We start from the raw sequence: 12439 nt of genomic DNA on the forward strand, positions 1-12439 counted from the left end.
ACGCCCACGTCAAGGCGCCTGTGACGGACCACACGTCATAACGCGATGTTAAGCCTGCTTTGATTGAGTTGAATCCAACGAAGCTGGCCAAGGACGCATGAGCGCAAGCGGACATCGCAGCCCATTGACGTATCAGGTCACGCTGACCGTGCTGGCGCTTGCCGCTTTTGCGCTGGTCATGGTCGTCGGATTTGGCTTCTACGCGGCCGTGCAGACCGATCGTGCCTCGCTTGAGCGACAAAAGATATTCTTCGCCAACGGTTTGCAGGATCAGATCGCTACCGTGGAGCGCGAGCAGGAAAGTATCTCGGTCTGGGACGATTCCATCCTCAACGCCAAGGCCGGCAACCAGCAATGGATGGTCGAGAACATCAGCGTCTGGATGTACACCTACTACGGTCACAACCGTGTCTATGTGCTGGACGAGGCAAACCGGCCGATCCACGCCATGCAGGAAGGCAAGGTGATGCCGCTGGCCGTCTACGGCGCGGATGAGCCTGCTTTGCGGCCCACCATCGAAAAGCTGCGCCAGCTGATCGCTCAACCGCCGCAGCAGAACGCATCCGGCGGCCCGACCAAAATGGTCGCCGAGGACCTCGTGTCGCTTGCGGGCAAGCCCGCGATCCTCAGCATCGCACCGCTGGTGCCGAGTTCGGACCGCGTCACCCAGGCGCCGGGCAGCGAATATCTGCATGTCTCGATCGAGTTCATCAACGACGCTGTCATCGGCAAGATCGCCGAAAAATATCTGCTCGATGGCGCGCACCTGCTGCTGTTGTCGCAACCGGTCAGCACCGTCGCCATTCCGCTGATGAATTCACGCGGTGTCATTCTCGGCTACATCGGCTGGGATCAGGAGCGCCCCGGTCTGACGCTGGTGCGCAAGGCGGGCCCGGCATTGGTCGCCGGCGTGCTGTTTGCCGCGGGTGCATTGATCTTTCTCCTGCGGCGCCTGCGGCGGACATCGCTGGCGCTGCAGACCAGTCAGGCTCAGGCGCAGTATCTCGCCTTTCACGATACGCTGACGGGCCTCCCCAACCGGGCTCTCTTCGAGGACCGGTTGCGACGGGCCTTGCTCGCGACCGGGCGCGATACGGCTAGGATAGCGCTGTTTTATCTCGATATCGATCGTTTCAAGCATGTCAACGACACGCTCGGCCATCCCGCCGGCGACGAGCTTGTGCGCCAGACGGCAACCAGGCTGCAGCAGACAGTCCGGGAAATCGACACGGTGGCGCGGCTCGGCGGCGACGAGTTCGCGCTCATTCTGGTCGATGTTCGCGACATCAGGGCGGCCGAGGATGTTTCGGAACGGCTGCTGCGGAAAATGCAGGAGCCGTTCAGGCTGATGGACGATCAGGTCTTCGTCAGCGCCAGCATCGGCATTGCCCTGGCGTCGGGTCCGCAAGTCGATGCTGACGATCTGCTGCGCAAGGCCGATATTGCGCTTTACGAGGCCAAGAAGAACGGCCGCGGTCGCCATCAGATATTCGCCGGCGACATGGACGACCTCCTGCTGCACAAGCGCAAGGTTGAGAACGAGCTCCGCAGCGCCCTTGGCGGCGGGACCGGGATAAAACTGGCCTATCAGCCGATTTTCGCCGCGGATGGCAGGACGATCGCCGGCGCCGAAGCGCTGATCCGCTGGGCGCATGAGATCCATGGCGCGTTGCCGCCCCAACAGTTCATCGCCATTGCCGAGGAACGCGGCATGATCGGCGAACTCGGCAAATGGGTACTGGCCGAAGCCTGCCGGTTCGCCGTCGGCACGCAATTGCCCTGGGTGGCCGTCAACGTCTCGCCGCTACAGCTGCGCGATGCCGGGTTCGCCGACGAGGTCGCGTTGATCCTTGCCGAGACCGGGCTGGCGCCGGCGCGGTTGCAACTTGAGATCACCGAGAGTGTGCTACTGGAAAACAACGACACCACCAGGACGGTACTGGCGGCCTTGCGCCAAACGGGCATCAGGGTTGCGCTCGATGATTTCGGCACCGGCTATTCTTCGCTGAACTACCTGCGCCGCCATGCCATCGACAAGCTCAAGATCGACCGTTCCTTCGTGCGCCTTCTCGACAATGATCGAAGCTCCACCGCGATCGTCAAGGCGTTGGTCGACCTTGCCATCGCTCTTGACGTCGAGGTCACTGCGGAGGGGGTCGAGACCGAGGAGCAAAAGGCCCTGCTCGTCGGCATGGGCTGCCATCAGTTGCAGGGCTATCTGCTGTCACCGCCGCTGGAGCCGGCCCAGATGCTGGCCCTCGCAGGCCCGTCGCCCGGCGAGGGCAGGTCGGCTTCGGCTCTTGGTTGACCCTCCTGCCAGGGAGGATCTGACCTACCAGCCCGGCAGGATCTGGTTCGGCTTCGTCCGCTTCATCTTGGCATAGGCGAGGGCGGCGAAGTCGAAAGTCCCGGTCTCTTCACCGATCGGCACGGAAATATTGTCCAGGCTTTCCGAAATGTGGCGGGCAAGTGCATCGACGATCTCCGGTCGCGACGTCTGGCCGCGCATGATGCCGATGCGGCAGTCGGGCAGGGCGCCGAAGCCGTCGGCTTCGCCCAGCACCCGCATGCCGGGCCTGAGCGCGCATTCCGGCAGCACCGAGATCGCTAGGCCGGAAAGTACGGCGGCGGTGATGACGGTCGCCGAGAAGCTGGTGAACAGGATGCGATACTCGCGGTTCTGCTGGTCTAGCACGTCGACGGCGGCGCGCCGCCAGATGCAATTCGGCCGGCCAAAGGCCATCGGCAGCGTCTGCTGCTCGTGCGTCGCATGGTTGGCGGAGGTGACCCACAGCAGCGGCTCGCGCCGCACCACTTCCGACTGGCCGCGTACATCGTTGTGCGTCACCAGCGCCAGGTCGAGATTGCCGCGCTTGATATGCTCGACCAGCCCTGGCGTCGGCTCGCAAATGACGGTCAGTTCGACGCGCGGATTGGAGCGCGTGAAGCGCGCCATGATCTCGGGCAGGAAACGGTCGGCATAGTCGTCCGGCGTGCCGATGCGGATCGTGCCTTCGAGCCGCCGGTCGTCGAAGGCGGCCAGTGTTTCGCGGTTGAGATAGAGCAGCCGCCGCGCATAGGAGAGCAGCTTGTCGCCCTCCTCGGTCAGCCTGTTGGTACGCCCGTCCTTTTCGAACAGCGGCTTGCCGATCCGCTCTTCCAGCCGGCGCATCTGCATCGATACTGCCGACTGTGTCCGGTGCACCTCTTCGGCCGCCCGCGTAAAGCTGCCGGTGTCGGCAATCGAGATGAAGGTCTGCAACTGATCGAGATCGAGTGGCGCTTTCATCGGTCCAATCCATCACTAGTGTTGATGCCTAGGATTAGAAACATTCGTTGGATTAATCAATCGGTCGATGGCAAATTGTCATTGTCCACATGAAGGCATGTGAATCGAAGCCGAAACGGACGCTGTCGCCAGCGCCGATGGCAGGGCTTTGTCCGTTCGAGTCTGAAGGAGACCGACATGACCACGTTTGATTTCGCCACCGAGACCTCGCGCATCACCTCGCGTCCGGCCGTTGCGACGCGCGTGGCAAACACCGTCTCCAACGTCTACCGCGCCTGGAAAAACCGCCGCGCCTTCTATCGCCTTGGCGAGATGTCGGATTCCGAACTCGCCGATATCGGCCTGACGCGCGCCGACCTCCATGTCGCCATCGACATACCGTTTGGCCGCGATCCGACGAAGATCTTGCGCGAAATCGCCAGCGATCGCGTCGAAACGATCGAGCATTTCGCCCGCCAGGTGGCCTGATCGCCTGGCTTGGTTGCTATCGAATCGGTTGCCGTGAACCTTCTTGAGGTTCGACGCGACTGACGAGTATGCAGGCCCCACTCCCTGCCGGATCCCCGCCGGCCCGCCTGCACTCTGGCCCGGTCCTCCCAGGACCGGGCTTTTCTTTTGAAGTGCCAATTGGTGCTAGCGCCGATCCATGTCCCGCTTGAACTGGTCGAAGATCGTTTCCACGCCCTTCTGATACTCGTCACGCTGCTGGGCGCCGGTCTCGAACATCTTGCCGAACAGGTCGTCGAAGGGGTTTCTCGGCCGGCCGCTCGGATTGGTCTGCGGCTGCGGCGCCTGCCGCTGCGGTGGTGCCTGTGGCAGTTGCGGCGCGGGCTGTCCGCCCCCGCCGAAGCCGCCACCACCTTGCCGCAGCATCTCCTCGAAGATTTTGCCGAGTGGGTTGTCGCCATAAGGGCTCTGGGTCTGCTGCGGTTGCGATGGCTGCGGCTGCGGTGCCTCACCGCCGAACATGTCCTGCAGCACCTTGCCGAGCGGATTGTCGCCATAGGGATTGGGTGTCGGCTGCTGCTGGCTTTGCGGCTGAGGGGCACCGCCGCCGAACATGTCCTGCAAAACCTTGCCGAGCGGGCTGTCCATCGGATTCTGCGGCTGCGGTGCCTGGCGCGGCTGTGGAGCGGGGGCTTGCATGCCGCTTTGCCGCATCATCTGCTCGATGATCTCGCCGAGCGGATTGTTGCCGCCGCCAAGGCCGCCGGCCGCCTGCATCTGATTTGTCGTCTGCTTGAACAGCCCGCCCATGACCATCGAGGCGATCGCCGGCAGCATCTGCTGCAGGATCTGCTGGCTGACGCCGCTGGCTTGCGCCGCCTGGCTGGCCACGGCCCGCGACAGGTCCTTCGAGCCAAACAGGTGCCCCAAAATGCCGTTGCCCTCATCGACGCCTTGCGGCGAGAAGGCTCGGGTCGCGTCCTCGAAATACTTGGCGTGCTGGCCGCTCGCCATCGCCGTCATGAAGGCGCCGAGCCCATAGGGATCGGCCGTGTTGCGCTGCAGCCCCTGCGAAAAGGCCGGCAGCAGAGCGGCAACGGCCGCCTGTGTCTGCTGCATCGAAAGCCCGTATTGCTGGGCAAGGGTCTGAATGCCGTTGCCGTTCTGGGCCTGCGCCAGCATATCGAACAAGGTAGGCATCGGCTTTCTCCTCCGGGAAATCCTAGGGTGGAGAGCCTAATTCGTTTCGATGGCCGATTGAAGCGGCTTTTGCCAATCAATCGGCCGCGCCTGCACTCGCAGGGTTAGTAGGCGTATTCCATGAAGACCGGCTCGATCGAGCCGCCCCAGCGCGTGTGGTAGGCGGAGAGCATCTCCTCGGCGCTGGTGGTGCCGCGTGCGACCACTTCATCGAGCGTGTTGAGGAACGAGGTCTCGTCATAGCCGTCGCGGTTCTTGCGGCCGCGGTTCTTCAGGCCCATGCGCGAGATGACCATCACGTCGCGGGCGATCTCGCGCAGCGTGGTGTTGCGGAAGGGCGCTGAAATGCCTTGTTCCGGCACCGCGTTGCGCATCGCCAGTACTTCGTCATATGTCCAGCTTGAGGTCAGTGCCTCGGCGGCGTCGAGCGCTGCCTCGTCATAGAGCAATCCGACCCAGAAAGCCGGCAACGCGCAGATGCGCCGCCACGGCCCGCCATCGGCGCCGCGCATCTCGAGGAAACGCTTCAGCCGCACGTCCGGGAACAGTGTCGACAGATGGTTCGCCCAGTCGCCCATCGTCGGCAGCCCGTCCGGCACTTCATTGCGCGCGGCGCCGGCCATGAACTGGCGGAAGGTGATGTGCGTCATGTCGTGATAGTGGCCGTCGCGGATGACGAAATACATCGGCACGTCGAGCGCCCATTCGACATAGTCGGCGAAACCGAAATCGGGCGAGAAGCAGAATTCGAGCAGGCCCGAGCGCTGGTTGTCGGTGTCGCGCCAGATGTCGCCGCGCCAGCTCTGCAATCCGTTCGGCCGGCTCTCGGTGAACGGCGAATTGGCGAACAATGCCGTCGACAGCGGCTGCAGCTTCAGCGACACCTGCATCTTGCGGCGCATGTCGGCCTCGCTCTCGAAGTCGAGGTTCACCTGGATCGTGCAGGTGCGGTACATCATGTCGAGACCCTTGGTGCCGACCTTGGGCATGTAGCGCGTCATGATCTCATAGCGCGACTTCGGCATTTTTGGCGTCTCGGCCAGCGACCATTTCGGGCTGCCGCCAAGGCCGAGAAAGCGAATGCCCATCGGCTCGGCGATCTCGCGCACCTGTGCCAGATGCGCATTGCCCTCGCGGCAGGTCTGGTGGATCGTCTCCAGCGGCGCGCCGGACAGCTCGAACTGGCCACCCGGCTCTAGCGAAATCGCACCCTGGCCGGTCGGTTCGACCAGGCCGATGATGCGGCCGTCATCGATGATCGGATCCCAGCCGAGTTTCTGCTGCATGCCTTCGAGGATGGCGCGGATGCCGCGCTCGCCGCCATAGGGCACAGGCGCGTTGCCGTCGACATAGAACGGGAATTTCTCGTGCTCGGTGCCGATGCGCCATTTGTCGCGCGGCTTGTTGCCTTCGGCCAGATGCTCGACGAGTTCATCGACGCCTTCGATCGGGCGGAAATCGGTTGTGTCGCGCGCCATGATAGAGCCCTCCGCACATAATCCCGAAGATCGGCTTTCGATTTTCGGAAAGGATCACGTGCCCCTTCAAGTGTTACAGCGTCCTTTGCGCGTCCGAAAGGACACGCGGAGTTGTAGGACGGTCGGACGACCGCCGGCGCTAGATGGACGAAATGTCAGTAGTCGATCAAGCGAAAAATCCTGAGCCACAGGTCAACAGGAATTGAACGATACTGCGCTCTCCGTCCCTTGCAAGGAATGAAGTCTCACCAGTCTCCGACGGTTGCCTGGATCACCGAAAGTGCTGCCACCGCCGCCGTATCGGCGCGCAGGATACGCGGTCCGAGCGGAATGGCCGTGACGAAGGGCAGGGCGCGCAGCATCTTGCGCTCGTCATCGGAGAAGCCGCCCTCCGGCCCGACCAGCAGCCCGAGCTTCTTTTCCTTGACCGCCTGCAGAGCCGGCAGCGGATTGTTGGTCGAGGCGTCCTCGTCGCAGAAGATCAACCGCCGCTCTCTGTCCCAGCCGGTCAGCAGGCGGTCGAACTTTTCGGCTTCACGCACCTCCGGCACCGCCAGGATGCCGCACTGTTCGGCGGCCTCGACGACATTGGCGCGCAGGCGATCGATGGAAGGTTTTGCCACTTGCGTGTGCTGGGTGATGACCGGCTGCAGGACACCGGCGCCCATTTCGACCGCCTTCTGCACGAGATAGTCAAGCCGGCCCTGCTTCAGCGGCGCAAAGCAGTAGATGAGATCGGGCAGTGGCGGTTGCGGCCGTTGCAGCGTCAGCACCTTCAGCCGCACCGCCCTTTTTGTCTTCGCCGCGATGGCCGCCGACCATTCACCGTCACGACCGTTGAACACCAGGATTTCGGCGCCTTCGCCAAGCCTCAGCACATGCAGCAGATAGTGGCTCTGCTGCTGACCGGCATCGAACTCGATCTCGGGCCCGAGGTCGTCGGGCACGAACAGGCGTTGCATCTTGTAATTGGCGCGCATCGCCGAGGAATGAGCGAGCCGCCCGCCGGCGTCAAGCCTCGGCGGTCGGATGCCACACCGGTCGAAAGCCATGCTGCAGGACGGCGAGCGTCGTGGCAGGCGTCAGCATCGCAAGCGCCTTGCCTTCGAGCAGGCTGAAATCGCGGGGTGGGCCATATCCGGCAAAAGACCAGCGCAGCGCCTTTCCGCCGCGCAAGGCATAGGCGGTGCCGCCATCAGCAAGCATGGCACTGTCGGGAAGACCGGCAAGGTCCTTAAGGGCCAGTATCGGGGGCTTGCCACCGGACGCCAGCCGCTCCTTGTGCAGCCGCTTGTCGACCTGCGGCGCGCGTGGCTCGGCAATGCCGAAGGCATCGCCGAAGCGGCCGACGAAATCCTTGGCCCGTTCGCGCTGGCAAAAGAAGCAGGGGCGATGCCCGGCCGCCAGCGCCGTTACCTCGTCGAGGAAGAACAGCTCGGTCCAGCCCGCTTTGCCACCCAAATGGTCGTCGCTCTTCCGGTTGCGCCCCATCGGCTCGCGCCGCACGTCGCGGAATTGGCACACGCAGATGATCCAGGCCGGAAGCGCCCAGCGCTTTTTCAGCAGCGTCTTTGTCTCGGGATCGTGGATGATGCCGCGATTGCCGGTGAACAGCCCGCGCTCGGGCACGGCGTGGATGGCGCCGAACGGATCGACCCGGTTCTGCAGTGGCATTGTTTTCTCCCGCAACACGCATCTTGGCTGCAATGCTGGCGGCATGATATCGCTCCTCGCATCATTTTAATGTCAGCAGGGTTTTGCGATGCGGGTGCTGGTGGTCCAGAACTACGACAATACCGGTCTGGGTCAGGTCGGCGCGGCTCTGGCGGAAGCCGGCGCCGACCTCGATCTGCGTTTGCCCTACAAGGGCGATCCCCTGCCGGATGATGCTGGCGGGCACGACGCCATGGTGGTGCTCGGCGGTGGCCAGAATGCGCTGGACGATGACGACTACCCCTATTTCCCGGCTCTGCTCGAACTGACCCGCGATTTCGCCGACAAGGACCGTGCCGTGCTCGGCATTTGCCTCGGCAGCCAGCTCGTTGCCCGCGCCTTCGGCGGCGAGAACCGCATCGGTGGCGCCAACGAGTTCGGCTGGCACGGCGTGTCGCTGACCCCGGACGCCAAGGCCGATCCGGTGCTGGGCGCGTTGCCGGAAAAATTCCCGATCTTCCAGTGGCACGACGACACGTTCGTGCTGCCTGAGAACGCCGTGCGGCTTGCCGGCAATGATGTCGCCGAGAACCAGGCGTTTCGCGTCGGCCGCGCCGTCTACGGCTTCCAGTTCCATTTCGAGGCCGACCGGCCGATGGTGCAGGACTGGAGCACGTCCTTTGCCCCGACCATCGCCGCGCGCCATCCCGACTGGGCCGGCAAGCTCGATGGCGAAATGGCCCGCAACGGGCCTGATGCCGACGCTGCCGGCCTGGCCATTGCCCGCGCCTGGGTGGCGACGATCTAGGGTGTGTTGATATTCAGGTGATGCCGGCCTGCAAACGTCGGCTTCCTGCGCTTCCGGTGCTCACGTACCCAAAAGTACGCTCCGCTCCGGTTCTCGGAACCCATCGTTTTCGGCTCGGCCTGACCTGAATCTCACACACCCTAATTTGAGCACCCCAGTGTCCTGCCGCGTGACATAATTGGCACGCGGCGGTGAAACCGCCTGGGGAAAACCCTTTCATCCTTGGCTTGTGTCCGCCCGTCATCCTAGAAGGCGCGCGCTCTGCATCGGCTGTGCAACCGCGATGAACCTTTGGTGTGACCCGCGCGACACACCGTCGATACAGAACGCGCCTAGAAGCGCGAAATCGTCGAAACTTTGAAGCGAATTCTCCGTTTCAACGCATTGGTAACCGCCTGGTGCACAGATGCAGCAAGCTCAACAAGAGATGACGTCCGTGAAAGCAGCGCTTCTGTCCTTTGCCATGTTGTCCGCCATCGTGCTGTGCGGCCTCGGCATCTATTCCGCCGACGCAGCCAACAACCACAACGCCGTCGACGGCTACGGCGTCACCGCCTCGCTTCGTTAAAGCCGGAGCGTTTTTCGCGTCCCCGGACGCGCCGCGCTCAAGCTCCCTTCGTCGTCCCAGCCTCCTTGATCGTGATCGTCAGGATGCGTTTGTCCGGGCCGTCGACGACGAGCGCGCTGAGCATGCCTGATTGCCAGGCAAGCGTGTCGACATTGACGCGGTTGGCCATCACCTCCGCTTCCGGCACCGGCGTGTGCCCGTGCACCACGATCTTCGGGAACAGGCCCTGGTAATTGTGGAAGATGTCGCGGATCCACATCAGATCCTGCGGGTTTTGCCTTGCCAGCGCGATGCCCGGCCTGATGCCCGCATGGCAGAAGAAGAAATCCCCGAGCGTCAGCGAAAGCCGCAGCGATCGCAAGAAATCGATATGGGTTTGCGGCACCGCCTCGACCAGGGATTCATGTCCTTTGCGCACGGCGGCGTCGGCTTTGCCGAACCACATGCTGGTGCCTTCACTGATCGCCACGCCGTAGGACAGCGCCGTCTGGATGCCGCCGAAACGGATGAAGAGCCCTTCCGGGTCGGGCTTCTTGATAAAGTCGAGAAAGCCGACGTCGTGGTTGCCGGCCAGCATCACATGCCGCCGATCGCGCTCTCGCGCCTCGATCAGGAAGTCGATGACGCCTTTAGAGTCCGGTCCACGGTCGACATAGTCGCCAAGATGGATGACGCGCCAGTCGGCAGGCGCATCCCGCACGATCTCTTCCTCGATCCGCTGATGCATGGCGGCCAGCAGGTCGAGCCGGCCATGCACGTCGCCGATCGCATAAAGACGCACACCTTCCGGCCCATGCGCGTCGAGAAAATGGATGCCGGGTTCTGCCAACTCTGCGCCGTCTCCGTGGTCAAGCTGTCACGGACTTAGCGCCGGAGCTGGTCCTTGCCCATGTCGGTGACCAGACGCTTTCCGCACAGCGCCAGCGTGATGTCCATCTCCTTGCGGATGATTTCCAATGCCTTGGTAACTCCTTCCTTGCCGAGCGCACCCAGGCCGTAAAGAAATGGCCGGCCGATATAGGTGCCCTTGGCGCCGAGGCAGAGCGCCTTCAGCACATCCTGGCCGGAGCGGATGCCGCCATCCATGTGCACTTCGATCGTGTCGCCGACCGCGTCCGCAATCTCTTCCAGCGCCATGATCGAAGACGACGCGCCATCAAGTTGCCGCCCACCATGGTTGGAGACGATGATGGCGTCGGCGCCGGTCTTGGCCGCCATCAGCGCATCTTCCTTGTCGAGAATGCCCTTGAGGATCAGCTTGCCGCCCCAGCGTTCCTTGATCCAGGCGACATCCTTCCATGATAGATGCGGATCGAACTGCTCGGTCGTCCAGGAGGACAACGAGGCGACGTCGCCGACGCCCTTGGCGTGGCCGACAATGTTGCGGAAGGTGCGGCGCTTGGTGCCGGCCATGCCCATCCACCAGCGCGGGCGAATGGCGATGTCGGCGATGTTGGCCAGCGTCATCCTGGGCGGCGCCGAAAGTCCGTTGCGGACATCCTTGTGGCGTTGTCCGAGGATCTGCAGGTCGAGCGTCAGCACCAGCGCCGAGCACTTCGCCGCCTTTGCCCGGTCGATCAGGTCGAGCACGAAATCCTTGTCGCGCAGCACATAGAGCTGGAACCAGAATGGCTTCCTGGTCACCGAGGCGACGTCCTCGATCGAGCAGATGCTCATCGTCGACAGGGTAAATGGCACGCCGAACTCCTCGGCCGCCTGCGCCGCCAGCATCTCGCCATCGGCATGCTGCATGCCGGTCAGGCCAGTCGGCGCCAGCGCCACCGGCATTGCCACCTTCTCGCCGATCATGGTCGACTCCAGCGAGCGGTTGCTCATGTCGACCAGCACGCGCTGGCGGAATTTGATCTTGGCGAAATCCTCCTCGTTGGCCCGGTAGGTGCTTTCCGTCCAGGCGCCGGAATCGGCGTATTCGAAGAACATTTTTGGTACGCGGCGGCGCGCGAGGTCCTTGAGATCGGCGATTGTGAGGATTTGGCTCATGAGGGTTCCCGCTTATCAGTCCTGGGAGCGTCTGCGTGTGGGTTCATCTGGCCCCTTCAGAACGTTGCCTGAGCCTCAGCCGCGACACGCGTTGCCAGTCGCCGCTGCGCTCGGCCTCGGCCATCGACCGCTCGACATAGATCATGTGGTCCATCGCCGCTTGCCGCGCGGCCGCAGGGTCACCGGCCTTCACCGCGGCATGGATCGCCCGGTGCTGGGCAAGCAGCGCGTCGCGCGCGCCGGGCACGGTGAACACCAGCAGCCGGTTCTGGAACACGCCTTCCGACAGCAGCCGGTAGCAGGAGCGCAGCGTGTGCAAGAGCAGGATGTTGTGCGCACACTCGCAGATCGCGTGGTGGAACTCGACATCGATTTCGGCTTCGTCGTCGAAATCGCCGGTCCGGTGCGCTTCGTCCATGCGCGCCATGATGCGGTCGAGCAGCGCCAAATCCTCCGGCGTGGCGCGTCGCGCCGCATACTCAGCCGCGACGCCCTCGATCTCGCGGCGGTATTCCAGGTAGTCGGCCACCGCCTTGCGATGCATCGAGATCAGGTCGGCCACCGGCTTGGTGAACAGCTGGCCAATGATGTCGGCGACATGCGTGCCGCCGCCGGCCTTGGTCGTCAAAAGGCCGCGCCCTTCGAGCGCCTTGAGAGCATCGCGCAGGATCGGCCGCGACACGTCGAACTGGCGTGCGAGCTCGCGCTCGCCAGGCAACCGGTCGCCGGTGCGCAGCACGCCTTCCAGGATGAGGCTCTCGATCTGCTGCACCACCTCGTCGGCGGTGCGCGAATGCTCGATCCTGGAAAAAATGTCGCTCAACAGAATGCCTGGAAGGTGAACCGCTGTCGTGCAGGATAAAGCCTGCGTCGCCAACTGGTCAAATTATTTATCCAATTGGTCGAAGCGGGTCGATTTTGACGCCTGACGCCATATCGTCTTCGGCTAAACTTTGCTGTTTGCGTCATCTGGCCATTGGCCCTAGAGGGACGCA

General features: G+C 63.3%; 12 protein-coding genes. 4 read left to right on the forward strand and 8 right to left on the reverse strand.

Annotated features, from left to right (window positions below; translation table 11 throughout):
• Positions 1-97: 97 nt before the first annotated feature.
• The gene (locus AC1DYW_RS06825; RefSeq protein WP_477225524.1) at positions 98-2308 is read left to right on the forward strand and encodes a bifunctional diguanylate cyclase/phosphodiesterase; all 2211 of its coding nucleotides are present in this window, start codon (positions 98-100) and stop codon (positions 2306-2308) included.
• 24 nt (positions 2309-2332) lie between these two features.
• On the opposite strand, the gene AC1DYW_RS06830 is transcribed toward AC1DYW_RS06825, so the two are convergent.
• Positions 2333-3289 (reverse strand): LysR substrate-binding domain-containing protein, encoded by a 957-nt coding sequence (locus AC1DYW_RS06830; RefSeq protein WP_477225525.1) that lies wholly within the window; start codon positions 3287-3289, stop codon positions 2333-2335.
• Between the two features lie 177 nt (positions 3290-3466).
• Here AC1DYW_RS06830 and AC1DYW_RS06835 point away from each other — a divergent pair, with 177 nt between their 5' ends.
• Positions 3467-3757, forward strand: a complete 291-nt coding sequence (locus tag AC1DYW_RS06835) for a DUF1127 domain-containing protein (protein WP_477225526.1) — start codon at positions 3467-3469, stop codon at positions 3755-3757.
• A 165-nt stretch (positions 3758-3922) separates the two neighbouring features.
• Here the strand turns inward: AC1DYW_RS06835 and AC1DYW_RS06840 are convergent, their stop codons facing one another.
• The 4 genes from AC1DYW_RS06840 to AC1DYW_RS06855 all read right to left on the reverse strand — a co-directional run bounded on the left by AC1DYW_RS06840 (position 3923) and on the right by AC1DYW_RS06855 (position 8088).
• Entirely contained in the window at positions 3923-4936 is a 1014-nt protein-coding gene (locus AC1DYW_RS06840; protein WP_477225527.1) for a DUF937 domain-containing protein, read from the reverse strand.
• A gap of 104 nt (positions 4937-5040) precedes the next feature.
• On the reverse strand, positions 5041-6414 hold the full coding sequence (locus tag AC1DYW_RS06845; RefSeq protein WP_477225528.1) for a glutamate--cysteine ligase: 1374 nt from the start codon (positions 6412-6414) through the stop codon (positions 5041-5043).
• A 245-nt stretch (positions 6415-6659) separates the two neighbouring features.
• The gene (locus tag AC1DYW_RS06850) at positions 6660-7394 is read right to left on the reverse strand and encodes a 16S rRNA (uracil(1498)-N(3))-methyltransferase (RefSeq protein WP_477225529.1); all 735 of its coding nucleotides are present in this window, start codon (positions 7392-7394) and stop codon (positions 6660-6662) included.
• A gap of 31 nt (positions 7395-7425) precedes the next feature.
• Complete coding sequence (locus tag AC1DYW_RS06855) at positions 7426-8088, reverse strand: hypothetical protein (RefSeq protein WP_477225530.1); 663 nt, start codon at positions 8086-8088, stop codon at positions 7426-7428.
• Positions 8089-8176: 88 nt separating this feature from the next.
• On the opposite strand from AC1DYW_RS06855, the gene AC1DYW_RS06860 reads away from it, so the two are divergent.
• The gene (locus AC1DYW_RS06860; protein ID WP_477225531.1) at positions 8177-8875 is read left to right on the forward strand and encodes a type 1 glutamine amidotransferase; all 699 of its coding nucleotides are present in this window, start codon (positions 8177-8179) and stop codon (positions 8873-8875) included.
• A gap of 436 nt (positions 8876-9311) precedes the next feature.
• Positions 9312-9443 carry a hypothetical protein gene (locus AC1DYW_RS06865; protein ID WP_257784452.1) on the forward strand — a complete coding sequence of 44 codons (132 nt, stop codon included), beginning with the start codon at positions 9312-9314 and terminating at the stop codon, positions 9441-9443.
• A gap of 37 nt (positions 9444-9480) precedes the next feature.
• Here AC1DYW_RS06865 and AC1DYW_RS06870 read toward each other — a convergent pair whose 3' ends face one another.
• From AC1DYW_RS06870 to AC1DYW_RS06880, 3 genes are read right to left on the reverse strand one after another with little or no spacing between them, the layout of a single operon-like run.
• Positions 9481-10272, reverse strand: a complete 792-nt coding sequence (locus tag AC1DYW_RS06870; RefSeq protein ID WP_477225532.1) for a metallophosphoesterase — start codon at positions 10270-10272, stop codon at positions 9481-9483.
• A 35-nt stretch (positions 10273-10307) separates the two neighbouring features.
• Complete coding sequence (locus AC1DYW_RS06875; RefSeq protein WP_095088432.1) at positions 10308-11444, reverse strand: alpha-hydroxy acid oxidase; 1137 nt, start codon at positions 11442-11444, stop codon at positions 10308-10310.
• Between the two features lie 43 nt (positions 11445-11487).
• Complete coding sequence (locus AC1DYW_RS06880) at positions 11488-12267, reverse strand: FCD domain-containing protein (RefSeq protein ID WP_457151378.1); 780 nt, start codon at positions 12265-12267, stop codon at positions 11488-11490.
• Positions 12268-12439: the final 172 nt, after the last annotated feature.

It is taken from the genome of Mesorhizobium sp. P2_D5, from assembly GCF_056404355.1.

Excerpts from the sequence above, each read along its gene's own strand:
- AC1DYW_RS06830 (WP_477225525.1), bottom strand. The coding sequence starts at position 3,289 with ATGAAAGCGCCACTCGATCTCGATCAGTTGCAGACCTTCATCTCGATT.
- AC1DYW_RS06835 (WP_477225526.1), top strand. The coding sequence starts at position 3,467 with ATGACCACGTTTGATTTCGCCACCGAGACCTCGCGCATCACCTCGCGT.
- AC1DYW_RS06840 (WP_477225527.1), bottom strand. The coding sequence starts at position 4,936 with ATGCCTACCTTGTTCGATATGCTGGCGCAGGCCCAGAACGGCAACGGC.
- AC1DYW_RS06825 (WP_477225524.1), top strand. The coding sequence starts at position 98 with ATGAGCGCAAGCGGACATCGCAGCCCATTGACGTATCAGGTCACGCTG.
- AC1DYW_RS06860 (WP_477225531.1), top strand. The coding sequence starts at position 8,177 with ATGCGGGTGCTGGTGGTCCAGAACTACGACAATACCGGTCTGGGTCAG.
- AC1DYW_RS06850 (WP_477225529.1), bottom strand. The coding sequence starts at position 7,394 with ATGCGCGCCAATTACAAGATGCAACGCCTGTTCGTGCCCGACGACCTC.
- AC1DYW_RS06845 (WP_477225528.1), bottom strand. The coding sequence starts at position 6,414 with ATGGCGCGCGACACAACCGATTTCCGCCCGATCGAAGGCGTCGATGAA.
- AC1DYW_RS06875 (WP_095088432.1), bottom strand. The coding sequence starts at position 11,444 with ATGAGCCAAATCCTCACAATCGCCGATCTCAAGGACCTCGCGCGCCGC.
- AC1DYW_RS06855 (WP_477225530.1), bottom strand. The coding sequence starts at position 8,088 with ATGCCACTGCAGAACCGGGTCGATCCGTTCGGCGCCATCCACGCCGTG.